Genomic DNA, 24,863 nt, shown 5'->3' with positions numbered 1-24,863 from the left:
GAAGCGGTGGAGGCCGGGCCCGGAGGCGCTCGGCTCGGTCGTCACTCCGGGTGGTGCGTGTCCGGAACGGCGGTGTGGCCCCGCTCCGCTTCCGGGGGGCGGACCGGGGCGCGGGTCCTAGCGGAAGCGCCCGTCCTCGTAGCCGCCCTCGTAGTAGTCCCGGCCGGGTGCGGGCCGACCGTAGGGGTCCTGTCCGTAGGACTCCTGGCCGTAGGGGCCGTTCCCGTGCCGCTGGCCGGGCCCGCCCGGGCCCTCGGCTTCCTCGCCGCGCGGCTGCCACCCCTCCAGGGGCGGGTAACCGTAGTCGGGCTCGGGGGACTGCGGGGCGAAGCCGCCACTCAGGACATCGGAGTAGCCGCCCCCGGGGGGCGTCCCCTGGCCACCGGGGTTCACCGGGTGGCCGTAGGGGTCGCTCTGCTGGGTGTGGCCCGGGTAGGCGGTCGGGAGGTCCCCGCTGAACTGGCCGGACTGGTAACCGCCGGTCGGGTGACCCGGTGCGCCGGGGTACCCGGGGCCGCCCTGGCCGGGACCGTTCTGGCTGAGGGGCCCGGGGCCGTGGCCGAACGGGGAAGACTGGTCGGGGGCCTGACCCCCGCCCGGCATCGTCGGACGGCTCGCCGCCCCGAAGGTGCCGGTGTCGTCCTGGACTCCCCACCACTGGTCGCTGCCCTGGGCGCCGGGGCCGCCACCCGGGACGTTCGGGCCGACGGGACCGGACAGGTAGTCCGGTCGGGTGTGGGTGCCGCTGTCGTAGGGATTGCGTTGGTGGGTGCCGGTGTCGTAGGCGGGGCGTGCGAAGGGGTCGGTGTCGTAGGTGGGTCGGGTGTGCTGGCCGGTGTCGTACTCGGGGCGGGAGGGGGTGTTCGGGGGGCCGCTCGGGTAGTCCGGTCGGGTGTGGGTGCCGCTGTCGTAGGGGCTGCGTTGGTGGGTGCCGGTGTCGTAGGCGGGGCGTGCGAAGGGGTCGGTGCCGTAGGCCGGTTCCGACCGGAAGGAGCCCGCCGGGTATCCGCCGGTCCGAGGGGCGGCGTCACCGGGGAGGGGGTGCCCGGGCATGTTCGGGCCGCCCATCGGCTGACCCGTGGCGGGGCGGGCGCCCGTGTCGGGGAAGGGCGGGCCGCCGCTGCCCGTGTCCGGACCGCTGCCGTAGCCGCCCGTCGAAGACAGGTCCGGGCGCTGGTGGGCACCGGTGTCCATGCTGGACCAGATCGGGGAGCCCGGTCCCCCCTCACCCGGGGGCCCCGGCCGGAAACCCGGGTCCAGCGGATCGGCGGAGACCGAGCGCTCCGTACCGCTCAGGGACGGGTAGTCGGAGCGGTTCATCGAACCGCTCTCGTAGGGCGGGCGTTCGCCGCCGCTCAAGGGGGGACCCCCCGGAGAGTCCGCTGCGAGCGGATCACGCCGCTCAGCGGGCCTGAGGGGCTCGCGACCCTCGAACGGGTCACCGGTCGAAGGCGGTCGGGGCGACCAGGACCCCGGTCCCAGGGGGTCGTCGTCAGAGGCGGCCTGGGGCGCTGCGGGCTGGACCGGAGGGAGCCCCTGCGTGGGCGGTAGGCCCTGGCTGGAAGAGAGCGCCGACTGTCCCGGGTCCGCGCCGGACGGACGCGCTCCGGTGTCCCCGGCCCGGGCGCCCGGCTCCGAGGGCCACTGCTCCGCATGACGGGGAGCGGGTTCGGGCTGGGCGGGGGCGCTGCCCTGCCCCAGACTGGCCAGCATCGCCAGGTCGGCGGTGGAACCCGCGCCCGCCCCGGGAGTCCCGGAGGCGCCCGGCGCGGACGGCAGGGCGTTGGGCCCGCTGGGCGGCCCCTGCTCGAAGGGGTCCCGCCCAGCGGTCTCCTCGCGGTCGTCGTAACCGTCGTCGTACTCGTCGTCCGCGTAACCGCCGACGTCACCGCGGCGCCCCGGCTCGGGCCGGTCGGTGTCCTCGTCGCTCAGGCTGGACCAGAAGTCGTTGTCCGAGAGCTCCTCGGGGCCGTCCTCCCAGTCGACCCCGCGCTGACGCCTGCCCTTGGGGCGCCGCTCCGCCCTGCCCCCGCCCTGACGCGACCTGCGGGACCGGCTGCGCGGGGCCGCCTCCTCGTCCTCGGGGCCCTCTCCCCGGTCACGCCGGTCGTCCGGACCGCTGTCCTCGACGTCGTCGTACTCGTACTCGTCGTCGTAGTCGTCCTCCCGCGAGCCGAGGCTGAGCGCGCGCATACCCAACAGCAGGAGCACGAGTACGGCGAGCACGACGATGACGGCGATGATGATGATGACGGTGACGGTCATGATGTACGCACTACCTTGGGGAGGTCGGCCGCGCCCGGGGAGCGCCGGGGACCGGCCGGGCAGGGGCCGGTCGGGAAGAGGCGGCGGCCCGGTCCCGCGTGACCCCGTTGTGCTGAGCCCGTGTGCCTGGCAGGGTGCGGCCGCCGGTGTTCCGACGCGGTCTCAGGTCAGGGTGCCGCGGGGCGGGTGGACGGGAATCGGTCATCTGAAAAGGGGCGAGGGGCACAGCCCTACTGTATGTGCTGTCGTGCGCTGTGTGCAGAGGGCGATAGGAGCTTCCTCGGTTAATCCCTGAGTCCTCCGTCAGGAGCGGCACCTACGGGACCGGGCCGACGGAAACGCTCGGTACGGCCCGTTTCACCGTTGGTCGGGCGAGGAAGCCGGGGCGTTCGCCTACGGAGCGAACGGCGCGGATACGCCCCGAAAGGCGGTCTGCGCCGCCCCGGGACCGACTGCGGCCCCGTCCTGCGCGCCCCGACCCGGCCCGGTGCGGCTCGGAGCGCGGATCGCGGGGCGCCCGGGCCAGCCGCCCCTGACGGGCAGGCGGGATGTCGGGTGCGGGAGGAAGAGGGAGGCGCCATCCCCCAGGGGTGCGCCTGGCCGCGGGCCCACGGCCTCAGTCGCTGGTGGTTGACTCGCTGTTGGTGACCAGCGACCCCCGGGCCACGGCCTGCTCCGCGATGGCCTCCAGGGTCAGGTCCAGAGCCGCGCCCTCGGGCAGGTCCAGGGTCCCGTCCAGCGCGTAGACGGTGAAACGGTACTCGTGCACGTCCCCCTCCTCCGGGCACGGCGCCCCGTAGGCGGTGTCTCCGGCGCTGTTCTGACCCAGCTTCGCGTCGGCCGGAACGGTGTTCTGCCGCAGTTCGACCAGTTGCGGGTCCAGGTCGTAGACCAGCCAGAACACGACCGCGTCGCGCGGATCGTCCACGACCAGGGCGATCGAGCCGGCGTCGTCGGGCAGTCCCGACCAGCTCAGCGGCGGCGAGACCGGGTCGCCCTCGGCCCCGCAGGTGTACGCCACCGGCAACGGCTCCCCCTCCTGCATCATCGGGCTGCTCACGTTGATGTCGGTCGGCATCTCACCGCGCAGGTCCGAGGACAGCACCCCGCAGCCGGTCGAGGCGAGCAGGGCGGTCCCCGCCGCCACGGCTCCCACCCGGACACCGGGGGACGTTCGGGCTGCGCCGCGCGCGGCGGTGGTCCGGGTGGAAGGCAAGACCGGGAACAAAATGGGGCTCCTGCTGGACTTTCGGGCCAAAAGGCGAGACTCGCTGTGGACCGGACCCGGTACCGGGGCGGCCCCGGAGCGGTCACGGTGGAACCGTGTGCACGGGAACCACCACGGGTCCCGGAAAACGGTCCTGAGCGAACCCTACTGCGATCGGCCCCGGCCATGGGATTCCGGGAGTTCGGCGGGCCGGTGTCGCGCCGCTGCCGACACCGGTGCCGACGGGCGCCCGCCGCCCGGATCGGCGATCATGGGTCGGTGCGGTTCTCCATTCTGGGCCCCCTCCAGGTGCACGACGCCTCGGGGCACCCCATCACCATCGGCGGCGCGCGCCTGCGCGCCCTCCTGATCCTGCTCCTGCTCCGCCCCGGCCAACAGGTGGCCAACGAACAGCTCACCGACGCGATCTGGGGGGAGGACGTCCCCGCGGCCGCGGGCAACGCGCTCCAGGCCCTCGCCTCCCGACTGCGCCGCGCCCTGGGCGAGCGGACCCGTCTGCACGGCGACGCCTCCGGGTACCGGTTGGACGTCGTGTCCGGGCAGGTCGACCTGCACGAGTTCGAGGACCTGGCCAGGCACGGAGGGGACCGGCTCCAGGCCGGCCGCCCCCGGGAGGCCGAACGCGCCCTGTCCGCCGCGGCCTCCCTGTGGCGCGGCCCGGCCCTGCCCGACCTCACCGCCAGGGGAGTCGCCGACGACATCGCGCTGCGCCTGGCCGAGACGTACCGCACGGTGCTGGAGGACCACCTGTGCGCCCGCATCGAACTGGGCCGCTTCGCACAGGCCCTGCCCGAGGCGGAGGCCCTGGCCGCACGCGAACCGCAGCGCGAACGCCCCGTCGAACTGCTCATGCGCGCACTGGCGGGCGACGGTCGCACCGCCGACGCCCTCGCCGCCTACGAGGAGTTCCGCAAACGGCTGGCCGAGGAGACCGGCCTGGACCCCTCCGCCCGCCTGCGCGAAACCCACCTGCGCCTGCTCCGCGGGGAACTCGCCACAGCACCGGCGCCCGGACCGCGCAGGGCTCCGGACCCGGTCCCGCCCGAAGTGGTCCGGCTGCCCCGGCACCTGACCAGTTTCGTCCCCCGCGAGGCCGAGGTGTCCGCCGCGGTCGCCCGCCTGTCCTGCGCGCGCGTGGCCACGCTCACCGGCCCCGGCGGCTCGGGCAAGACCCGTCTCGCCGTCGAGACCGCCGCGACCCTGGTCGAACGCACCCCCGAGCTCGTCTCCGGCGGGGTCTGGTTCGTCGAACTCGCCCCCGTACGGCAGGGGGACGACCTGCCCGACGCGATCGCGACCGCACTGGAACTGCGCGGGCACACGGTGCTCCAGGCACGTACCGGTACGGCGCCCCAGCCCTCCCTGGAAAGGGTCCTCGCCTTCCTGGGCGAGCGTGCGGGCCTGGTCGTGCTGGACAACTGCGAGCACCTGGTGGCCGACACCGCCCGCATCGTGCAGACCCTGCTGTCGCGCTGTCCGAACCTGCGCGTACTCGCCACGTCACGGGAGCCGCTGGGGGTGGACGGGGAGAGCCTCCTGCCGGTGCCGTCCCTGGCCCTGCCCCCCGAGGACGCCGACGTCGAGGAGGCCCGTACCTACACCTCCGTGGTGCTGTTCACCGAACGCGCCGGGGCGGTGCGGCCCGGGTTCACGGTCGGCCCCGACAACGTCGCCCACGTCGTCCGGATCATGCGGGAGCTGGACGGCATGCCGCTGGCCCTGGAACTCGCCGCGGCCAGACTCAGGGCGATGTCGCCCGCCCAGCTCGCCGCCCGCCTCTGCGACAGGTTCCGCCTGCTCACCGGTGGAAACCGCTCGGCGCTACCCCGGCACCGCACCCTGCGCGCCGTGGTCGACTGGAGCTGGGAACTGCTCGACGAACCCGAACGCCTCCTGCTGGGCCGCCTGGCGGTCTTCCCGGGCGGGGCCGACCTGGACGCGGTCGAGCGGGTCGGTTCCGACCCCGAGGGCCCGCCGGGGACCGTCGCCGGGCAGGACGTGTGGGCCGTCCTGTTCGCCCTCGTGGACAAGTCCCTCCTGATCGCGGAGACCTCCGAACGCGAGGACGCCCCTCCCCGCTACCGGCAGTTGGAGACGGTCCGCGCCTACGCGGCCGAGCGCCTGACGCGGAGCGGTGAGCAGGACCGGGTCCGGGACACCCAGGCCCGGTACACGCGTGACCTGTGGAGACGGGCCGACCCCGAACTGCGAGGACACGACCAGGGAAGGTGGATCGACCGGCTCGGCAGGGAGGCCGACAACTGCGCGGCCGCCTTCCACTGGGCACTGGAGCGCCGGGACGCCGCCCTGGCCCTGGACCTGGTCGAGTACTCCCAGTGGTACTGGACCCTGGTCGGGGGCTGGCGGCAGATCCACCGCTGGTCGGAGCAGGCGCTGGAGCTGGTCGGGGACCAGCCGCCCGCGGGCCGCGAGGTGGCCTACGCCAGCTGCCTGTTCCACACGTCCGGCGAGACGGGGTTGGGCCGCACGACCGTTCTGGCACGGATCGCCCGGGTGGAGGAGGTACTCCGGAGCGTGGGCCGGCGGGTGGAGGACCACCCCCTGCTCATCCTCTGCCTGGTCTATCACGCGATGTCGGACGGTCGGCCGGACAGCCCGGCCCGCGCACGCCTGGAGGAGGCCCTCGACGGGCAGCCGGACCCCTGGGCCAGAGCGGCCACGTATCTGATGCTCTCGCTGCTGGACGCGGTCTTCGGACAGGCGGCCCGCTCGCTGGAGCGCGCCTCGACCGCGCTGGAGGCCATGCGCGGGCTCGGTGACGTGTGGGGCCAGTGCCACGCGCTCATCCAACTGGTGGACATCGCCCGCTTCACCGACCTCGAACGGTGTCGGCGCCTGCTCGCCGAGGGCGTCGAGCTGGCCCGGGAGCGCGGTCTGGAGGGGATGGCGGCCGTCTTCCGGACCCGGAGGGCCCAGATCCTCGTCGACCTGGGCGACCTGGAAGGCGCCGAGCAGGACCTGAAGCAGCTCGCGGGGACCTCGGCGGAGGGCGAGCACCTGGTGGTGCTCAGCCAGACCCGGGCCCAGTGGCTGCGCGCCGCGGGCCGAACCGCCCAGGCCCGGAGGCTGATGGACCGGACCGAGCCGACCGTGGCCGGTCTGGGTGGTTTCGCCCCGGCCTACATCGAGCCCGCCTGGCGGCTCCTGGCCGCTGACCTGGCCTGGGACGAGGGTGACACCGACCGGGCCTGGCGGGAGGCGGGCCGGGCCTGGTGGCTGTCCCGGCACGGGCTGGGAACGGTCAGCGCCGACGTCCTGGACGCCTTCGCCGGCATGGTGGCCGAGCAGGACCCGGAGTGGGCCGCCCTCCTGCTCGGCCACGCCACCGCCCTGCGCGGCGTCGCGGACTCGGCCTCACCGAGGGGGCGCAGGGTCCGTGAGCGCCTGGTGGAGCGGCTGGGCGAGGACGGACTCCGGCAGCTGCTGGCCCGGGGCGAGGGCGCCGGGGCGGAGGCGGCCCGCGCCCGGGTGGCGCGGTGGCTCGCCCCGACCGTGCCGGACGACGTCGACCTGGGCGACTGGGCGCGCTGAGTCCGCGGGGCGGTGCCGCGGACCGCGGCGCCGCCCCGCTGCGGTGTGTGTCAGGTGCGTCGGCGGTAGGCCCACACCGCCAGCGGGAAGAAGACCGCGGTGATCAGGACGGTCCAGACCAGGGTCCAGGTCAGGGGGCCGGCGACGTCACCGCCGAGCATCAGCCCGCGCATGGCGTCCACGACGTGGGTGACGGGGTTGTTCGCGGCGATCGGAGCCAGCCAGCCCGGCATGTCGTCCGGCGAGACGAAGGTCGAGCTGCCGAAGGTCAGCGGGAACAGCAGGATCATCGCGAACGACTGCACGGCCATGGGTGTGCGGACGATCATGCCCACGAAGGCCGACATCCAGCACAGCGCGAACGCGAACAGCAGCACCAGCGCGCTGGCGGCGACCACGCCGGTCACCCCGCCCTCGGGGCGGAAACCGATGGCCAGTCCCACGAGCATCACCATGACCACGGTGATCGCGTAGCGCACCAGGTCGCCCAGGACCGCGCCGATCAGCGGGGCCGAACGAGCGATGGGCAGGGACCGGAACCGGTCGAAGATCCCCTTCTCCACGTCCTGGCTCAGGCTGAAACCGGTGCCCATCGTGGCGAAGATGACCGACTGCGCGATGATGCCGGGCATCAGGAAGTCGCGGTAGGCCTGCCAGTCGCCCATCATCGCCTGTCCGAAGACGAACACGAACAGGGTCACGAACATGACCGGCTGCAGCATGAGCCCGAAGACCTCTTCGGGGTTGGCCTTGATCTTCAGGATGCTGCGCCAGGTGAGCTGGAGCCCGTTCTGGACGGTGGTCAGCGGGGAGACGTTCGGCGGCGCCACCGGAGCGCCCCCCGCCACCGGTCGCTTCGGGGTCGTCACGGTGCTCATGCGGGGGTCCCTTCGTTCGCGGGCGTGCCCGTGCTCTCGTCTTCGGCGGTGTGCCCGGTGAGGGCGAGGAAGACCTCGTCCAGGCTCGGCTTGCGCAGGGAGAGCTCGGCGACGGACACCCCCTGCTCGTCCAGGCGGCGCACCGTCTCGGGCAGGACGCCGGAGTCGGTGACCGGGACGCTGAGGAGCATCCCGTCCGTGGTCGCCGGGGTGCTGGTGACGGCCTCGACGATCCGGGTGGCCAGCGGCAGCTGCGCGGGGTCGACGGTGCGCAGTTGCAGTACCTGGTCGCCGGCCTGGTTCTTCAGCTCCTCGGGGGTGCCCCGGCTGATCACCCGGCCGTGGTCCAGGACCATGATGTCGTCGGCGAGCTGGTCGGCCTCCTCCAGGTACTGGGTGGTGAGCAGCACGGTCACGCCGTCGTTCACGAGTCCGCGCACGACCTCCCACAGACCGATGCGGCTGTGCGGGTCCAGGCCGGTGGTCGGTTCGTCCAGGTACAGCAGGGCGGGCCGTCCCACCAGGCTCGCCGCCAGGTCCAGCCGGCGGCGCATCCCGCCGGAGTAGGTCTTGGCGGGGCGGTCGGCGGCGTCGGCGAGCCCGAAGCGCTCCAGGAGCTCCCTTGCCCTGGCCCGTGCGTCGGCGCGGCCGAACCCGAGCAGGCGGGCGATGAGCACCAGGTTCTGGGTGCCGGTCAGTTCGGCGTCCACTGCCGCGTACTGCCCGGTCAGGCCGATCTGGCGGCGGACCTCGTGTGGTTCGCGGACCACGTCGAAGCCGCCGACGGTGGCATGCCCGGCGTCCGGTCTGAGCAGGGTGGAGAGGATGCGCACGGTCGTCGTCTTCCCGGACCCGTTGGGCCCCAGGACGCCCAGCACGGCCCCCGACTCGGCCGTCAGGTCCACACCGTCGAGGGCGGTCTTGCCCTTGAAGTGTTTGACCAGCCCTTCCGCGCGGATGGCGTCAGTCATTGGTCCTCCGTTTCAACGTCTGTCCCCAAGTGTGCCGACCTGCACTGACAGAACGCTGACAGTCTGACTCGCCCCGCTCTGACACCATAGGCGCACGCCCCGTCCGGGAAGCCACGGCCTAGACTCGTGCAGGTGATGAACACCCCGCCGCATGACGCCATTCCCCCCAGGGGAGAGCCCTCGCAGCCACCGGAACGGACCGGCAGCGCACGGCTGCGCCCGCCCTCGCGGCGGGTGAGCGGACGCGCGATCGGGGTCTGGACGCTGCGGCTGCTCTTCGGGGCGGTCCTCACCCTGGTCGTGTTGAGCCTTCTCGCCTGGGGCGCGAGTTCGGCGCCCTGGGCCTGGATCCCCGAGCGGGCGGCGGAGAACGCCTGGATGCTGCCGGTGGCCTACTCGGTGTACGCGCTGGCCAAGATCGCGATCGTGCCCTCCTGGCGGTACCGGGTGCACCGGTGGGAGGTCGGTGCGGACGTCATCTACACCCGGGCCGGGTGGATCAGCCGCACCTGGCAGCTGGTTCCGGTCAACCGGCTCCAGACCGTGGACCACACCCAGGGCTGGCTGGAGCGGGTCTTCGACGTGGCCACGCTCCAGGTCCAGACCGCCTCCTACGCCGGTTCCTCGACCATCGAGGGCCTGGACTCCGACGAGGCGCGCCGGATCAGCGAGGAGCTCGCCGTGCGTGCCGGAACCCTGCGGGACGACGCGACCTGATGGACCGACGGCACGAATCCGAACCGAACCCCCACGGCGCCGAACCCACCGACCCCGCGACGGGAGGCTGGGTCGCGCCGGGAAGCACACCCTCCGGAACCGCGCGCGGACCGGGCCAGGGCGCGGCGGAGGTCTCCGACCCCGGTTCCGCACCCTCGGCCCCTGCCGTCGGCGGGGCCGCCGCCGACGCGCCCTCCGCCGCCGAACAGCCCCGTTCCTGGTGGGGTGAGGCACCAGAGGGCGGGCCGCCCGCCGGCTCCGGTGCGCGCAGTGCCCGCCGGCTCAGCCCGCGCAGCATGGTCGTCGGTCCGATCAACCAGCTCAGGGGCCTTCTCCTGCCCGTCCTGGCCGGCCTGGTGGTCGGCGGGTTCAACCCGTGGCTGCTGACGGCCACGGGGGCGGGTGTCGTCGCACTCCTGATCGGTGGGCTCGTCACCTGGAGGACGTTCCGCTACGAGGTGGAGGACGACCGGATCGAGATCCGCAGGGGCCTCATCCGGCGTTCCCGGCGCACGATCCCGCTGGAACGCGTCCGCGGGGTGGACGTCACCAGCACCCTCCTGCACCGGATGCTCGGCGTCGCGGTGGTCCGGATCGAGGCGGCGGCCGGATCGGCCGGGGCCACCGAGGACGGCAAACTCGACGCGGTCTCCGCAGCCGAGGCCGAGCGGTTGCGCCGGGTACTGCTGCACCGCAGGGCCGTGCTCACGGGGCGGGACGCGGCGGCGCGGCGGGGACCGCGGGCCGCGGACCCAGCGCAGGGCCCCGAGCCCGGCCGGGACACCTCCGGTACGACGGAGGACCCGCCGGGCGCGGACGGGGTCGCCGATGACATCGACGACCCCGATGCCACCGTCACCCACTTCACGATGCCCCGGAGCTGGTACCTGTACGGGGTGCTCAGCCTGGGGTACCTGCTGACCCCGTTCGTCGTCCTGGCGACCCTGCTCGGCATGGTCCAGCAGTCGGCGGGGGAGGTGGCCACCGACTTCTTCGTCGACTGGGTGACCAGCACCGACAGCGCCTTCCTCCTCGTGTTCGGGACGGTGTCCGTGGGTGTGCTGGTGGCTCTGATGCCGCTGTTCGCGGTGGTCTCCTACTCCCTGACCCACTGGGGGTTCTCACTCAGGGACCGGGACGGCTCCCTGGTCGCCGAGCGCGGTCTGTTCACCCGGCGCAGCGTCACCCTGGAGAAGCGGCGCATCCGCGGGTACGAACTGCTGGACAACCCCCTCGAACGCACCCGCGGGGCGGTGGGGCTGCGCGCCATCGTCACCGGCCTGGGCGACACCGCCACCCGCGCGGTTCTGTTGCCGGTCGGCCCGAGGCCCCGGGTGGAGGAGGTCGTGGACAGCGCTCTGGCCCTGTTCCGGGGGCCGCTGACCCGGCATCCCCGGGCGGCGTTGTACCGGCGGCTGATCCGTGCGGTGCTGCCCTTCGCCGCGGTGGCTGCCGTGGCCCTGGCCTTCGGCGCCGTGTGGCCGGCGGCGGTCGCCGGGGTCCTGGCCCTGCTGGGGGTGCCCCTCGCGGTCGACCGCTACCGTTCGCTGGGGCACGGCTACGACGGTGAGCGGGTGAGCGTGCGCTCGGGGTCGCTGTCCCGTTCCCAGGCCACGGTGGAGCGGTCCGCGGTGATCGGGTGGACCTGGACCCAGACCCTCTTCCAACGCCGGTCCCGCCTGGCGGACCTCCAGGTCACCGTGGGTGCGGGCGCGGGTGGCTACACCGCACAGGACGCCTCCCTGGAGGAGTCCGTGGACTTCGCCGCCCGGATCACCCCCGAGATGGTGCGCCCCTTCCTCGCCGCGGACGGGGACGAGGAGGGCTGGGCGGACGATCTGCGGGGTCCGGGCCGCGGGTCGGCCTGACGCGGCCCGGGCCACCGGGGGCACCTCCGGCAGGCGTCGCCGGAACGGGGAGGAGGGCGGCCGCTCGCGCGCGACCGCCCTCCCACGGGGTGTGCCGGTGCCGTCCCCGGCGCCTCTGTGCCGTTCGGTCAGTCGTTCTTCTTCGAACCGAACATGATCTCGTCCCAGGAGGGCACCGAGGCCCGGCGCCCCCGCCCCTTGCGCTTGGCGGGCCCTGCGGCGGTGGAGCCGTTGGCCGCGGCCGGGACGGCCGCCGCGGGCGGCTGCTCCCCGGCGGCGCGGCGCGGCGTTCCGGCGTCGTTGAGGTCGATGGTGGCGCGGCGGCGGCGCGGCCGCTGCTGTGCGGGCTCCTCGGCGGCCGGGGCCTCCTCCTCCGGGTCGGTCCGTGGTGCGGCCGCCGGTGCGGACGGGGCGTCCGACCACTCCGGCGCGCTGGGAGGCCCGGTCCGCTGCCGGGGTTCGGCGTGCTCGGGGGCCCGGTGTGCGGCGGGCCCGCTCTCCTCCAGCCCGTACCCGCGGGGTTCGGGGTGCGCGGGCGGGGCCTCGGCCGGTTCGGTGAACTGTCGGTGGACCGGCTCGGGCCGGGGCGCGGCGGGCCGGTGCGTCTGCGGCAGGGGTGCCGCGGGCGGCGCCTCGTCCGGACGTTCCGCGAACCGTTCGCTGGGGCGCTCCAGGGGCCGTCGGGGCGCGGGTTCCGGGGGTTGCGGCGCCTGGCGGTGGCGCTCCTCCCGGAGCGGGACACCGAACTGGTCGGTCTCGGTGCGCCGCGCCACGGGGTGCAGCGGTTCGTCCAACGGCGTGTCCTGCGCGGGCGACAGGCGGCGCGGGGCGACGTGGTCGTGACGTCGCTCGGCGGCGGACTGTGCGTCCATGCGGGGTAGGTCGGTGGCGGCCTCGTTACGGCGCGGGGCGAAGGGTGTGACGTTCGTGCCGGGGGAGGGCGGCGCGCCCAGGGGCTCGTTGGAGGAGAACCGGTCGGCCTCCTCGTCGGCGGGGACGACGCTGTTGTGTCTGGGCTCGTACAGCCAGTGGGCTACGCGCTCGTCGCCGCCGTGCAGGAAGACGAGCTTGAGCTGCCAGGAACGGTCCTCCCGCTTCCACGAGTCCCACACCGCGTCGCCGGTCTCCAGCTGGTGGGCGCCGATTCTTCTGGTGACCACCTCCTCCAGGGAGGGGCCCGGTGCGGCGTCGCCGTGTGAACGCACGGTGGCGCGCTGGGCCTGCTGCGCGATGTACTCGCGCTCCTGGAGGACGGGGCCCTCGAACCAGCGCACCCGTTCGATGGGTATCCCGGAGATCTCGGAGATGGCCTCCGCGGTCTCGCCGGACCGGATGCGGGCCTGGATTTCCTTGGGGCGCAACGGATTCTCCACTTCGATCTCGTACTGGCCGAGCCGGGAGAACTGGCCGCGTACTGCGGCACGGAGGCGGTCGTCGACGGGCAGCATGAAGCGGGTGCCACGGCCGGTGCTGGCCAGCACCAGGTAGGTGCCGTCCTCACTCACGGCCACGAGGCGAAGCTCGTGCATCGCCCTCCCTTTCGCGTCCCGTCGAGAGCCGGTCCGGCGGACCGTCCCCCGCGTTCTCCAAGTCTGGTCGGCCGACAACTGTTCGGCCAGTACCGCGCCCGGCATGTCCGAACTGTGCCCGCCTCCCGGCCCGTGGTGGGCACCACGGCGGGAGCTGCCCCGAGGTTCCGGGGCCCTCACGGTCGCTTCCGGTGCCAATCTTGACACGCTGAACCTTCCGCGACCGGGAGCGATCGTGGGGGAATGTCGCCGATCCCGCGCGAAGGCTCCGCGGTGATGGTATCCCGCGCTTCCCGAATCACCCCAGGGCTGTGGAAAACTCTGATCTCGGACCAGGTCCGAACATGAGCCGTCTTGGTGTTCGCAAATCGACACGCCGATGGATGCCAGACAGTGATCCTTCTAATCTCATGGCGTTATCAGCGATGAGTCCCCGTTATGGTGAAGTTTCAACTCATGGGCGGTTTGTGATGTCTGGGGCCTACGGGGTCAAATGCCCCACCACACGCCCATCCCACGACCAAGTGCCCCGCCGCGCCCGAACGCGGCCGACGAAGGGGGGACAGCGCTATGCCAAGATCCGAGCACGGGGACGGACCCGAGGCGGGCGAGGAGGGACCGGAGGAGAGCGCGGGCAGGAGGAAACGCATCGACCTGAGCGTGGCGCAGGTCGCCGGTGCCGGCGTCGCGACCCTGACCGCGGCCACCGCGGCCTCCTACCTCAACGTCTACGGCACCGTCATCGGTACCGCCGTCATGGCCGTGCTCAGCACCAGCGCGGCCCCGGTGATCCAGCACTGGATCACCCGCAGCAGCGAGCAGGCGAAGGAGCTGGCGGAGAAGAAGGCCGCCAGGAACACCGGCGCGCGCTCCCCCGTCCGCCCCGGTGCCGTGGACCCGGAGTTCGACGCCAACGCGATCCCCGCCGCGGACGCCGGCCTCCACGGGCCGCTCGGGGACCCGGACGCGGCCCGGACGACGGCCATGCCGGCCCCGGGACGGGACCTGCCGGGGCAGACCGTCGCGCACGGTTTCGGCAACCCCGAGGCCCCCGCCGTCGTGGGAGGCCCGGCGGCCCCCGACGCCACCGAGCTCATGCCCGCCGCCCACGACAGATACACCGGCGACCCGGACGGTCCCGGGGAGGGACCGGGCGGGAAGCGCCCCAAGCGCGGCTGGCGTACCGCGGCCGTCTCGGCCGCGGCGGTGTTCGTCCTGGTCATGCTGGTGATCCTGGCCTTCGAGCTGTTCACCGGCCGCTCCCTGACCGCGTGGACCCAGGGACAGGACGAACCCACCTCGCCCTCCCTGCTCGGCGGCAGCTCCGTCACGGCACAGGTCGAGGAGGAAACCCCCGAGGGCACCGGAGACGAACGGCCCTCCACTGAGGACGGCGCCGGAACGGGGGAGCCGGAGACCGGGGCGCCGACCGAACCCGAACCCACCCCGTCCCCGTCGGAGGCCGGGCCGGACACCCCCGAGGACACGACCGACCCCGTCGAACCGCCGGTGGACGAGGGCACTCCGGAGGAACCGGGGGACCCGGAGGTTCCCGACCCCGGGGCGGGGGAGGCGCCCGAGGGCGGCGCACAGCCCGAGCCCGCGCCGGAGGCACCCGTGGAGTGAGCCCGGCACGGCGGCCCTCCCGCCCGTGGCGCGGTGCCCGGCCGCCCGGGTCCGCGCCGCGGGCCCGGCCCCTCCCGGAGGGTCCGGCCGAACGCCCCTCAGCCGAACACCCGGTCCAGGTAGGCGTTGCCGAAGCGGCGGTGCGGGTCCACCCGGTCCCGCACCGCCAGGGCATCTCCCAGACGCGGGTAGACGCTCTCCAGGTAGGCGCGGTCGCGGGTGTGCATCTTGCCCCAGTGCGGGCGTCCGCCCACGGAGGTGAAGACCGCCTCCAGGTCGGCGAAGTAGGACTCGTAGGGCGTTCCCTTGTACATGTGCACCGCCACGTAGGCGGTCTCCCGCTCGTGGGCGGTGGACAGCCAGGCGTCGTCGGCCGGGGCGAACCGCACCTCCACGGGGAAGCTCACCCGGTGGTCGCCGCGGTTCACGATCTCCCGGGTCTGGCGCAGGACGTCCGCCACGTGCTCGGCCGGGATCGCGTACTCCATCTCCACGAACCGCACGTCGCGCACCGACGCGAACACCTTGTGCGAGACGTCGGTGTAGGACCGGGCGGACAGCGCCCGGGAACTGATCTGGTTCACGGCCGGGACCACCGAGGGGAAACGGCGGCACACCCGGTTGATCCGGTCGAAGAGCGTGTTGGACAGGAAGTCGTCGTCCAGCCAGGACCGGAAGTTCGACAGCGGCTCGGCCGGACCCGGGGAGACGTTGTTGCGCTTGGTGTTGGTGCTCTCGGTGTGCGGGAACCAGAAGAACTCGAAGTGGTCGTTCTCCGCGCGCAGTTCGGGGAGGCGCTCCAGCACCTCGTCCAGGGGCATGGGCTCCTCCCGGGCGTGCAGGAGGAACGCCGGGCGGACCGCCATCGTCAGCGCCGTCACCACGCCGAAGGCGCCCAGGCCCACCCGGGCCGCGTGGAACAGGTCCGGGTCCCGGTCGGCCGAGCACTCGACCACGGACCCGTCGGCGAGAACCATCTCCATGCCCACGACCTGGCTCGCCAGGCCCCCCGCGTCCCGACCGGTGCCGTGGGTGCCGGTCTGTACCGCGCCGGACACGGTCTGCACCGCGATGTCGCCCATGTTGGCCAGCGCGACGCCGCGCGCGGCCAGCGCGTCGTTGAAGTCGCACAGGGGCAGGCCCGCCTCGACCGTGGCGGTGCCCGCCACGGGGTCGATCGAGCGCACACGGGTCAGGGAGGTGGGTGCCAGGAGCAGGCCGTCGGTGACGGCCACGTCCGTGAAGGAGTGGCCGGAGCCGACCATGCGCACGCGCAGGTCCTCGGCGGCGGCTGAGGAGACCGCGGAGGCGACCTCCCCGGTGCTGTTGGGGGTCGCCGTACGGCGGGGGCGGGCCTGGTGGGTGTCGGCCCAGGTGTGCCACAACACATCAGTCATGCGGTGACATTACCGATCAGTCACTTGTGTGACCAGAGGAAGAGTGTCCCTGGTCACGCAAGACGTGAAAGTTCCACGACGAGGGGCGGGGGCGGATCAGGCCGGTCCCGGGGAGCTGGTTTCATGAGTTCCATGAGGCCTTACGACGCGTTTCTGCTGATCTCCTTCGGTGGCCCGGAGGGCGAGGACGAGGTCATCCCGTTCCTGGAGAACGTCACCCGCGGGCGCAACATCCCCCGCGAAAGGTTGGCGGAGGTCGGTGAGCACTACTTCCTCTTCGGTGGAGTGAGCCCGATCAACCAGCAGTGCCGGGACCTGCTCGCCGCGGTCACCGCCGACTTCGACGCCAACGGCGTCGACCTGCCGGTCTACTGGGGCAACCGGTTCTGGGAGCCGATGCTCACCGACACCCTCGCGAGGATGAGGGAGGACGGGGTCCGCCGGGTGCTGGCGCTGCCCACCTCCGCCTACTGCAACTGGTCCAGCCGGACCGCCTACCGCGAGGACATCGAGCGCGCCCGTGCCGCGCTGGGCGAGGACGCTCCCGAGGTCGACCTGATCCGCCCCTTCTACGATCACCCCGGGTTCGTCGGACCCCTGGCGGAGCACGCCCAGGCCTGTCTGGACAGGCTCCCCGAGGAGCAGCGCGAGGGTGTGCGCCTGCTGTTCTCCGCGCACTCCATCCCCACCGCCATGGCCGAGGCCAGCGGCGGTCCGGACCAGGACCTGGGACCCGAGGGCGCCTACGGGGCCCAGCTCGCGGAGGTGGCCCGCCTGGTGGTCGGGCGCCTCGACCGGGAGTACCCCTACGAGCTCGTCTACCAGAGCCGCAGCGGTCCGCCGAGCCAGCCCTGGCTGGAGCCCGACGTCAACGACCGGATGGAGCAGCTCGCCGGGGAGGGCGTCCCCGCCGTGGTGGTCGTCCCGCACGGGTTCGTCTCCGACCACATGGAGGTCAAGTTCGACCTCGACGTGGAGGCCCGCGAGACCGCCGAGAAGCTCGGCATCGGCTACGAGCGCGCGCTCAGCCCGGGCACGCACCCCGCGTTCGTGTCCATGGTGACCGAACTGGTGCACGAGTACACCGGCCGGGCAGCGGAGCAGCGGCTCACCTCCCTGCCGCGTTGCGCCGGGGGGAGCGGTCAGTGCTGCAAGCAGCGCTGACCGGACCGCACCGGCGGGACACGGGGGCGTCCCGCCGGTGCGGGCCCTGGTGCGATCGCCGGGACGGGCGGTGACCCGGTCCCCGCTCTCCGGGGGATCCGGGCGGGACACGCTCTTGAGTGCAAGACTTGTCAACATTGTTGACGCCCTCTGAGGTGCGAGAGATGCCGCGGTGACCCGGGTCACCGCGGCCGATAGGGTCGGGTCAGACCACAAGTCGACGGTTTCAGGAGATTTTGTCTTGGTTCGTTCCTGGTATGAACTGCCGGAGTACGTCCGCCTGCGCCGAGTGAACGGGCTGCGCCTGTCTCCGGACGGCACCCGCCTCATCGCGCCCGTGAGCGACATCGCCCCCGACTCCAAGTCCTTCCGCAGCGCTCTGTGGGAGATCGACACCGCCCCCGAATCCGAGGGCGGGCGCGCTCCCCGGCGGCTGACCCGTTCCACCAAGGGCGAGTCCGGCGCCGAGTTCCTTCCCGACGGCTCGGTGCTCTTCAGCACCGCACGCGTCGATCCCGAGGCCAAGCCCGAGGACAAGCCCAAGGCCGCACTCTGGCTGCTGCCCGCGGACGGCGGCGAGGCCCGCCAGGTCGCCTCCCGCCCCGGGGGCATCGGCGCCTTCGCCGTCGCCCGTGACTCCGGACTGGTCGCCTTCACCGGAAGGGCGCACCCCGGTGCCGAGGACGCCGAGGCAGACACGGAGGCCAGAAAGGCCCGTGAGGAGGCCGGGGTCACCGCGATCCTGCACGAGGCCCTGCCCGTGCGCTCCTGGGACAGTGACATCGGTCCGGACCACCCGCGGATCTTCACGGCCGCCCCGCCCGAGGACGAGGACGCCCGCCTCGGTGAGCCCAAGGACCTCACCGGTGACGCCGGCCTGTCCCTTCTCGGTGCCTCCCCGGAACTGACCCCCGACGGGTCCACCCTGCTCACCACCTGGTCGGTGCCCACCTCCCGCGGTGCCCGCCGGGACGAGGTCGTCGCCGTGGACACGGCCACCGGCGAGCGGCGCACCGTCGCCGGCGGCCCCGACGCCCGGTTCGACTTCGGCAACCCCCTGGTCTCCCCGGACGGCGCCAGGGCCCTGGTCTTCGCCGATGACGAGGGCAGCTACGACGGAGAGCCCCGCAACGCCACGCTGTGGCTCACCGACCTCGCCACCGGCCAGGGCCGCGACCTGCTGCCCGACCACGAACTCTGGCCCCGCGGTTACGCCTGGTCGGCCGACTCCGGCACGGTCTTCCTCGTCGCGGACGAGAACGGCCGCCGCCCGGTCTTCCGCCTGGACGTGGCCACCGGCGCCCTCACCCGGGTCACCGGGGACCACGGTGCCTACAGCGAGCTGAACCCGTCTCCCGACGGCCGCCACGTCTACGCGCTGCGCGACGCCTGGGACGCCCCGCCCGCCCCCGTGCGCCTGGCCGCCGACGCCACCGACGGCCAGCCCGAGTACCTGCGCACCCCCGGCTCCGAGCTGACCATGCCGGGCACCCTCACCGAGATCGAGACCACCGCCGACGACGGCACCCGGATCCGGTCCTGGCTGGTGTTGCCCGAGGAGGCCTCCGCCGCCTCGCCCGCACCGCTCATGCTCTGGGTCCACGGAGGCCCCTACATGAGCTTCAACGGGTGGTCCTGGCGTTGGAACCCGTGGCTGCTGGCCGCCCGCGGCTACGCCGTCCTGCTCCCGGACCCCGCCCTGTCCACCGGCTACGGCCAGGACATGCTCCGCCGCGCCTGGGGCCGGTGGGGCCCGCGCACGCACGCCGACGTCATGGCGATCACCGACGCCGCCGAGGCCCGCGAGGACATCGACGCCGAGCGCACCGCCATGATGGGCGGCTCCTTCGGCGGCTACATGGCCAACTGGATCGCCGGGCACACCGACCGGTTCAGCGCGATCATCTCGCACGCCTCCCTGTGGCAGCTGGACGGGTTCAGCGGAACCACCGACTACCCGCCGGTGTGGGAGAGCGAGTTCGGCACCCCGCTGGCCCAGCCGGAGCGCTACCAGCTCAACTCACCGCACCTGCACGCCGACAGGATCCGCACCCCCATGCTCGTCATCCACGGCGACAAGGACTACCGGGTGCCGATCGGGGAGGGCCTGCGCCTGTGGCGCGACCTCCTCCTGCACGAGGTCGACGCCAAGTTCCTGTACTTCCCGGACGAGAACCACTGGATCCTGACGCCCGGCAACGCCCAGGTCTGGTACGAGACGGTCTTCGCCTTCCTGGACCACCACGTCCACGGCAAGGAGTGGACCAGGCCCGAGCTGCTCTAGGGGTCCGAACCGGGGGAGGGGCCCGGCACCGCGCGTGCCGGGCCCCCGTCGCGTTCGCCCTGCTCCGTGGGCGGCAGCGGGCTCCACGTAGAGTTCGGTGGCGGAATCATCCGGGCACACGCGTCCGGAGGGCCACGAGCAGGAGGGCAACAGTGACCACCATCCAGTCCCCACACGACCCGGAGAAGCTGCGGGACCTCGCCGTCGCCGTGGCGGCGGAGGCCGGTGAACTCGCGGCCAAGGGGCAGGAGGGCATCACCGTCCTGGACACCAAGTCCAGCCCCACCGACGTCGTCACCGAGATGGACCGGGCCACCGAGGACCTGATCCGGGAGCGTCTGCTCGCGGCCCGACCCCACGACGCGATCCTCGGTGAGGAGGGCGGCGGGGCCGAGGGCACCAGCGGGGTGCGCTGGGTCGTCGACCCCATCGACGGCACCGTCAACTACCTGTACGGCAGCCCCGACTGGGGCGTGGCCATCGGCGCGGAGGTCGACGGGGTGGTCGTGGCCGCCGCGGTCCACCTGCCCGTCCACGGGCAGATGTTCGACGCGGTCCTGGGCGGCGGGTCCCGGCTCGACGGCCGTACCCTGCGCGCACCGGACCGGGTCCCGCTGGACCGGGCCCTGGTCGCCACCGGCTTCGGCTACCTGCCCGAACGCCGGCTCCAGCAGGCCAGGGTCCTCACCGGGGTGGTCCAGCACATCCGTGACATCCGCCGGGGCGGCTCCGCCGCGGTCGACATCACCGGCATGGCCACCGGGCGCTACAACGCCTACTACGAGCGCGGACTGCACATCTGGGACTGGGCCGCGCCGGGGCTGGTGGCCAGTGAGGCCGGGCTGCGGGTGGGCGGCCTGCACGGCGGCCCGCCCAGCAACGACCTGGTGATCGTCGCCCGCCCCGGCCTCTACGAGGAGCTCGACGCCCTCCTGGCACCGCTCGGAGCCGACACCGACGGCTGAGCGGGGTCCGCACGCGCGGCCCCGGGTACACGGAACCCCGGGCACACACGGTGCCCGGGGCGGGGGAGAGGCGGGGTCGGACACCCGGAGGTTGTCCGCCCGCCCCGATGCTGTTGCTGTGCGTCCCCGGCCCCTCGGGGGCGGGAACCGCGTCGGCCGCTCCGGTCAGGAGTGGGCGTCGACGCCGTTGCGAGCCGCGATGCGGTAGAGATCCTCGAGCTCCGACGCATGGGTGTCGGCAAGGAAGTCGTCCCCGGCGGCCTGCGCCGACTGGAGTGACCGGTAGGTCTCGTTGATACGGACCTTGATCTCCGCCATGAACTCGCCCATTGCACCTCTTCCAGGGGTAGGCACCGGGACACGGTCAGTGCCCCGGTGTGCATCCTTGTGCGCACGCCTGCGCGTGGGCACGAACCGAAGTCGTCACGACCCTGTGACATGCATGCTCGTCGCGGTCCGGGACGGTACCCCGGTTTCCACGCGTGCGTCTCCTACCTCTACCGCACTGTGATCCGCGTCAAACCCCCGCCCCCCGCGCGTGATCCTTCCGTGACGGTAGCCGGCCGCGGGGGCCCCTTCCGCAGGATGGAAAAGGGCCCGTCGGCGGGGTGGTGCCCCATCGGGGGGCGCCGCCACCGGTGTCCCCCGGGCGGTTCCGGCAAGCGGCAGGAAAAAGTGTCTCAAGACACATTTCCCGAATGGGGCTTCTGCTTACTCGTTCCTTATTCTTGATCTGTCAGATTTGAGATGTGCGGGGTTGAGCCGTCGCCGACGGTTGGGGGATTCGTCGGCGACGGCCGCCCCGCGCTCAGAGGGAGCTGTGAAGCTCCCGGCCCAGCGCCCGTGTCACACGGAGCGAGGAGAGCGGGACTCCCCCCGGAGTTCCCGGCGGGTTTACCGTCTCCTTACCTCCACTGTGAAAGAACGGTTGACGCGGCCGGGACCAAGAACGCCGCTGCCGGTGTGTTGGGGGATGCGCCGGCAGCGGCCCCCTTTTTGTTTCCAGACACCGATGCTCTAGAAGGACAACGTTGCGCGTACTCGTGGTCGAAGACGAACGGGTCCTGGCCGACGCGGTGGCGGTCGGACTGCGACGGGAGTCCATGGCGGTGGACGTCGTCTACGACGGGGACACCGCCCTGGAGCACACCGCGGTCAACGAGTACGACGTCGTCGTCCTCGACCGGGACCTTCCCGGAGTCCACGGCGACGACGTAGCCCGCTCCCTGGTCAACGAGAGCTACAACGGCCGCATCCTGATGCTCACCGCCTCCGACGGGGTCCAGGACAAGGTCGAGGGCCTCACCATCGGAGCCGACGACTACCTGGCCAAACCCTTCGCCTTCGCCGAACTCATCGCCCGTGTGCACGCCCTGGGCCGCCGTTCGGCACCCCCGCTGCCACCGGTGCTGGAACGGGGCGGCATCACCCTGGACCCGGCCAACCACCTGGTGCGCCGCGACGGCCGCGAGGTCTCGCTCACCCCCAAGGAGTTCGCCGTCCTCCAGGTGCTCATGCGCGCCCGGGGGACCGTGGTCAGCGCCGAGGGGCTCCTGGAGAAGGCCTGGGACGAGAACGCCGACCCCTTCACCAACGTCGTCAGGGTCACCGTCATGACCCTGCGCAAGAAGCTCGGCGATCCGCCGGTCATCCAGACCGTTCCGGGGGCGGGGTACCGCTTGTGAGACCGGGGGAGCGCCCAGAGCCAGGGCAGGTGGAACCCACGCGCCCCGGGGACACCGGGACCTGGCGCAGCCTGAACTCCGTCGCCCCCGACGGGGACGGCGCCGAACGCTCCTCCGCCCACGCCACGGTCCACCGCCTCACCGACAACCTCAGCCTGCGCGCCCGCCTCACACTCATCTACGGGATGCTGTTCTTCGCGGCGGGCTCCCTGCTGGTGCTGGTCAACTACCTGGTCATCGCGGTCCTTCTCAACGCGCTCCTGGCCGAGGAGAGCCCGGCGGAGCTGATCGAGAACAGCCACCACATCGAGCAGGTCCTCACCCACGTCACCCGGTTCTCCCTGCTCGCCCTGTTCCTCGTGGGCCTGCTCGCCGTGGGCCTGGGGTACGTCGTGGCCGGCCGTGCCCTGTCGCCCCTGCAGAAGATCACCCGGATCGCCAGGAGGCTCTCCGAACGGTCCCTGCACGAACGCATCGCCCTGTCCGGGCCGGACGACGAGATCCGCGAGCTCGCCGACACCTTCGACGGCATGCTCGAACGCCTGGACCGGGCCTTCGACGGGCAGCGGCGCTTCGTCGCCAACGCCTCCCACGAGCTGCGTACGCCGCTGGCGATCAACCGCACCCTCCTGGAGGTGGCCCTGAGCGCCCCGGACGTCTCACCGGACCTCAAGACCGTCGGGCAGACCCTGCTGGAAACCAACGCCCGCCACGAACGCCTCATCGACGGCCTGCTCTTCCTCGCCAAGAGCGACCGCGAGCTGGAGGCCAAGGCCAGGGTCGACCTGGGGGAGGTCGCCGGGACCGTGCTCAGCCAGCTCGCCGCAGACATCGAGAAGTCGGGCCTGTCGCTGCGCCAGGACCTGAGGCCCGGGCCGGTGACCGGTGACCCGGTCCTGCTGGAGCGCCTCGTCGCCAACCTCGTCGAGAACGCCCTCAAGTACAACGTCGAGGAAGGCGAGATCACCGTGCGCAGCGGCATGTACGAGGGCATGCCCGCGGTCCAGGTGGAGAACTCGGGCAAGGTCATCCCGGCCTACGAGATCGAAGGGCTCTTCGAGCCGTTCCGCCGCGGTTCCGGAGACCGGGTGGGTTCGGGTCGCAGCGCGGGCCTGGGCCTGTCCATCGTGCGCTCGGTGGTCCGCGCGCACCAGGGCGTGGTGACCGCCTGGCCCCGTGCCGGCGGCGGTCTGGTCGTCACCGTGTGCCTGCCCGTACCCCCGGGGTAGCGGGGCGGGGACGCCGAACGCCCTCGACGGCCCAAGCTGCGCAAGGCCGCGCTTCGTGGTATCTATACGTGTCCGAAGACACGCCCACCCCTGTCACGAGCGCAGACCCGGGGTGGGTATGCTTCCCCGGGCGTGGACACGGAGGGAATCCCTCCTGACGTGGGCATGTCTTGATTTTCGCCCGTACCCGGGGGAGTTTTCCACGCTTGTCCGGTGTGTGGGAGCAAACGTGTTTCAGGTCTACGAGGCTCCCGGCGTCGGGTAGTACGGCAGGGAACGACCCGCAGCGGCCGCTGAACCTTGGCCGCCTCCGGTCAAAACCCCGTCAAGATGCTGCTGACCTGTGAACAGTGACCCGGGAGGGGGCACAGTTCATCGACACCGGGAAACTCGTCGGCCGAACCGGGCACAACGAAGGTCTCTCAAGCGTTACACCCGCGCGACGAGGCACTAAACGAGGGGGATGGAGTTAGCAGAGATGGCGACCGACTACGACAGCCCGCGCAAAACTGACGAGGACATCAACGAGGACAGCCTCCAGGAGCTGCAGGCGCGGCGCGTGGACAAGGGCACCGGCACCATCGACGTCGACCCCGACGAGGTGGCCGAGGGCATGGAACTGCCCGGTGCCGACCTGTCCGGCGAGGAGCTCGCGGTCCGCGTGCTTCCCCGCCAGGCCGACGAGTTCACCTGCTCGCGCTGCTTCCTGGTACACCACCGCAGTCAGCTCGCTGAGCAGCGCGCCGGTCAGCTGGTCTGCAAGGAGTGCGCCTAGGACCGACGACCACGGGTCCCGACACCGCCCTCCCCGCCGTCCTGAGGACACCGGGGCGCCGGAAAGGACCTGTTCTGCCGCCGGTCATGACCGGCGGGCAGCCGAGCCGCGATCCGATGCGTCCCCCTCGGGGGCGCATCGCGCGCCTTCCCCCAGGCGGGGTACGGCCGGTCAGCGAGAACGCGACGGTGGACGGCCGACCGCACGCGGGGCGGGACCCCTGTGCGGTGAGCCGCCCACCGTCGTCGTGACACGTCCGTCCCGGGGCGGTTCAGACCTCCAGGTCGCGTCCGCCGGAACCGACCATCCGCTTGCGGGTGGCACGCACGGCCAGCACACGGGCCACCTCGACGCCCACACCGGCGACCACGGCCCAGCTCAGGGCGCGCCCCAGGCTGACGTCGGGGGACTCCAGGTCCGTCGGCGGCTCCTCACCGGTCGCGCGCGTCCAGGCGAAGGTCAGGGCCTTGCGCGTGACGAACTCCGCCGCGAAACCCGCGACGAGTCCGAGGACGACCGGTACGACCTCACCGTCCTTCTTAGCCATGTGAATCGTTCACCGTTCCCTTGTGCGTACGATGGTGCGCGCGAAGGCGCACCGTCTGCGTGAGAATCCTTTCACGCCGACCGGTCCCGCGCACCGGTGGCCGCGGCCGGGGCGTCTCCTCCCCGCCCCGGGGAAGCCGAAAAGCGGGAGCGACCAGGGTCGCGGGAGCACTAGCATTGCCCC

The 24,863-nt window shown here is 72.7% G+C and carries 18 protein-coding genes; 10 read left to right on the top strand and 8 right to left on the bottom strand.

The window, feature by feature from the left end:
- Positions 1–117: 117 nt before the first annotated feature.
- On the bottom strand, positions 118–2,265 hold the full coding sequence (locus IE195_RS13410) for a hypothetical protein (RefSeq protein WP_191271216.1): 2,148 nt from the start codon (positions 2,263–2,265) through the stop codon (positions 118–120).
- Between the two features lie 616 nt (positions 2,266–2,881).
- The gene (locus IE195_RS13405) at positions 2,882–3,493 is read right to left on the bottom strand and encodes a YbhB/YbcL family Raf kinase inhibitor-like protein (RefSeq protein ID WP_191271214.1); all 612 of its coding nucleotides are present in this window, start codon (positions 3,491–3,493) and stop codon (positions 2,882–2,884) included.
- Between the two features lie 258 nt (positions 3,494–3,751).
- On the opposite strand from IE195_RS13405, the gene IE195_RS13400 reads away from it, so the two are divergent.
- Positions 3,752–7,045, top strand: a complete 3,294-nt coding sequence (locus IE195_RS13400) for an ATP-binding protein (protein WP_191271212.1) — start codon at positions 3,752–3,754, stop codon at positions 7,043–7,045.
- 50 nt (positions 7,046–7,095) lie between these two features.
- On the opposite strand, the gene IE195_RS13395 is transcribed toward IE195_RS13400, so the two are convergent.
- Both IE195_RS13395 and IE195_RS13390 read right to left on the bottom strand, forming a co-directional pair.
- Positions 7,096–7,923, bottom strand: a complete 828-nt coding sequence (locus tag IE195_RS13395; RefSeq protein WP_191271211.1) for an ABC transporter permease — start codon at positions 7,921–7,923, stop codon at positions 7,096–7,098.
- The gene (locus IE195_RS13390; protein WP_191271210.1) at positions 7,920–8,894 is read right to left on the bottom strand and encodes an ATP-binding cassette domain-containing protein; all 975 of its coding nucleotides are present in this window, start codon (positions 8,892–8,894) and stop codon (positions 7,920–7,922) included. The genes IE195_RS13395 and IE195_RS13390 overlap by 4 nt, the downstream gene beginning before the upstream one ends.
- Before the next feature lie 135 nt (positions 8,895–9,029).
- On the opposite strand from IE195_RS13390, the gene IE195_RS13385 reads away from it, so the two are divergent.
- Together IE195_RS13385 and IE195_RS13380 are read left to right on the top strand one after the other, a co-directional pair.
- Complete coding sequence (locus IE195_RS13385) at positions 9,030–9,611, top strand: PH domain-containing protein (protein ID WP_191271209.1); 582 nt, start codon at positions 9,030–9,032, stop codon at positions 9,609–9,611.
- Entirely contained in the window at positions 9,611–11,479 is a 1,869-nt protein-coding gene (locus tag IE195_RS13380; protein WP_191271208.1) for a PH domain-containing protein, read from the top strand. The genes IE195_RS13385 and IE195_RS13380 overlap by 1 nt, the downstream gene beginning before the upstream one ends.
- A gap of 128 nt (positions 11,480–11,607) precedes the next feature.
- Here IE195_RS13380 and sepH read toward each other — a convergent pair whose 3' ends face one another.
- A complete protein-coding gene (sepH, locus tag IE195_RS13375) occupies positions 11,608–13,008 on the bottom strand; it encodes a septation protein SepH (RefSeq protein WP_191271207.1) in 1,401 nt (466 codons plus the stop codon).
- A 570-nt stretch (positions 13,009–13,578) separates the two neighbouring features.
- Between sepH and IE195_RS13370 the strand changes: the two genes are divergently transcribed.
- Complete coding sequence (locus tag IE195_RS13370; protein ID WP_191271206.1) at positions 13,579–14,634, top strand: ICP22 family protein; 1,056 nt, start codon at positions 13,579–13,581, stop codon at positions 14,632–14,634.
- A 98-nt stretch (positions 14,635–14,732) separates the two neighbouring features.
- Here IE195_RS13370 and IE195_RS13365 read toward each other — a convergent pair whose 3' ends face one another.
- Positions 14,733–16,031: a D-arabinono-1,4-lactone oxidase gene (locus tag IE195_RS13365; protein ID WP_191271204.1), complete on the bottom strand. Its 1,299-nt coding sequence runs from the start codon at positions 16,029–16,031 to the stop codon at positions 14,733–14,735.
- 132 nt (positions 16,032–16,163) lie between these two features.
- Here IE195_RS13365 and IE195_RS13360 point away from each other — a divergent pair, with 132 nt between their 5' ends.
- From IE195_RS13360 to IE195_RS13350, 3 genes are all read left to right on the top strand, one after another.
- The gene (locus tag IE195_RS13360) at positions 16,164–17,195 is read left to right on the top strand and encodes a ferrochelatase (protein WP_191271591.1); all 1,032 of its coding nucleotides are present in this window, start codon (positions 16,164–16,166) and stop codon (positions 17,193–17,195) included.
- A gap of 241 nt (positions 17,196–17,436) precedes the next feature.
- Entirely contained in the window at positions 17,437–19,479 is a 2,043-nt protein-coding gene (locus IE195_RS13355) for a S9 family peptidase (protein ID WP_191271202.1), read from the top strand.
- 152 nt (positions 19,480–19,631) lie between these two features.
- Positions 19,632–20,444 (top strand): inositol monophosphatase family protein, encoded by an 813-nt coding sequence (locus tag IE195_RS13350; RefSeq protein ID WP_191271200.1) that lies wholly within the window; start codon positions 19,632–19,634, stop codon positions 20,442–20,444.
- 165 nt (positions 20,445–20,609) lie between these two features.
- Here IE195_RS13350 and IE195_RS13345 read toward each other — a convergent pair whose 3' ends face one another.
- The gene (locus IE195_RS13345; RefSeq protein WP_191271198.1) at positions 20,610–20,774 is read right to left on the bottom strand and encodes a hypothetical protein; all 165 of its coding nucleotides are present in this window, start codon (positions 20,772–20,774) and stop codon (positions 20,610–20,612) included.
- Between the two features lie 701 nt (positions 20,775–21,475).
- Between IE195_RS13345 and IE195_RS13340 the strand changes: the two genes are divergently transcribed.
- From IE195_RS13340 to IE195_RS13330, 3 genes are all read left to right on the top strand, one after another.
- Complete coding sequence (locus IE195_RS13340) at positions 21,476–22,129, top strand: response regulator transcription factor (protein WP_191271196.1); 654 nt, start codon at positions 21,476–21,478, stop codon at positions 22,127–22,129.
- A complete protein-coding gene (locus tag IE195_RS13335) occupies positions 22,126–23,358 on the top strand; it encodes a sensor histidine kinase (RefSeq protein WP_191271194.1) in 1,233 nt (410 codons plus the stop codon). The genes IE195_RS13340 and IE195_RS13335 overlap by 4 nt, the downstream gene beginning before the upstream one ends.
- Before the next feature lie 478 nt (positions 23,359–23,836).
- Complete coding sequence (locus tag IE195_RS13330) at positions 23,837–24,133, top strand: DUF4193 domain-containing protein (RefSeq protein ID WP_013153901.1); 297 nt, start codon at positions 23,837–23,839, stop codon at positions 24,131–24,133.
- A 271-nt stretch (positions 24,134–24,404) separates the two neighbouring features.
- Here IE195_RS13330 and IE195_RS13325 read toward each other — a convergent pair whose 3' ends face one another.
- On the bottom strand, positions 24,405–24,680 hold the full coding sequence (locus IE195_RS13325) for a DUF4235 domain-containing protein (RefSeq protein WP_191271192.1): 276 nt from the start codon (positions 24,678–24,680) through the stop codon (positions 24,405–24,407).
- Between the last annotated feature and the right edge of the window lie 183 nt (positions 24,681–24,863).

Source organism: Nocardiopsis terrae, from assembly GCF_014651695.1.
Classification (GTDB): domain Bacteria; phylum Actinomycetota; class Actinomycetes; order Streptosporangiales; family Streptosporangiaceae; genus Nocardiopsis; species Nocardiopsis terrae.
Note: the sequence above shows the minus strand (reverse complement) of the source record. Positions and strands in the feature narration are given on the sequence as shown.

What these genes read in the sequence shown, in the direction of transcription:
- IE195_RS13410 (WP_191271216.1), bottom strand. Translation starts at nt 2,265, where the DNA reads ATGACCGTCACCGTCATCATCATCATCGCCGTCATCGTCGTGCTCGCC.
- IE195_RS13370 (WP_191271206.1), top strand. Translation starts at nt 13,579, where the DNA reads ATGCCAAGATCCGAGCACGGGGACGGACCCGAGGCGGGCGAGGAGGGA.
- IE195_RS13385 (WP_191271209.1), top strand. Translation starts at nt 9,030, where the DNA reads ATGAACACCCCGCCGCATGACGCCATTCCCCCCAGGGGAGAGCCCTCG.
- IE195_RS13390 (WP_191271210.1), bottom strand. Translation starts at nt 8,894, where the DNA reads ATGACTGACGCCATCCGCGCGGAAGGGCTGGTCAAACACTTCAAGGGC.
- IE195_RS13395 (WP_191271211.1), bottom strand. Translation starts at nt 7,923, where the DNA reads ATGAGCACCGTGACGACCCCGAAGCGACCGGTGGCGGGGGGCGCTCCG.
- IE195_RS13330 (WP_013153901.1), top strand. Translation starts at nt 23,837, where the DNA reads ATGGCGACCGACTACGACAGCCCGCGCAAAACTGACGAGGACATCAAC.
- IE195_RS13380 (WP_191271208.1), top strand. Translation starts at nt 9,611, where the DNA reads ATGGACCGACGGCACGAATCCGAACCGAACCCCCACGGCGCCGAACCC.
- IE195_RS13365 (WP_191271204.1), bottom strand. Translation starts at nt 16,031, where the DNA reads ATGACTGATGTGTTGTGGCACACCTGGGCCGACACCCACCAGGCCCGC.
- IE195_RS13325 (WP_191271192.1), bottom strand. Translation starts at nt 24,680, where the DNA reads ATGGCTAAGAAGGACGGTGAGGTCGTACCGGTCGTCCTCGGACTCGTC.
- sepH (WP_191271207.1), bottom strand. Translation starts at nt 13,008, where the DNA reads ATGCACGAGCTTCGCCTCGTGGCCGTGAGTGAGGACGGCACCTACCTG.
- IE195_RS13345 (WP_191271198.1), bottom strand. Translation starts at nt 20,774, where the DNA reads ATGGGCGAGTTCATGGCGGAGATCAAGGTCCGTATCAACGAGACCTAC.
- IE195_RS13360 (WP_191271591.1), top strand. Translation starts at nt 16,164, where the DNA reads ATGAGGCCTTACGACGCGTTTCTGCTGATCTCCTTCGGTGGCCCGGAG.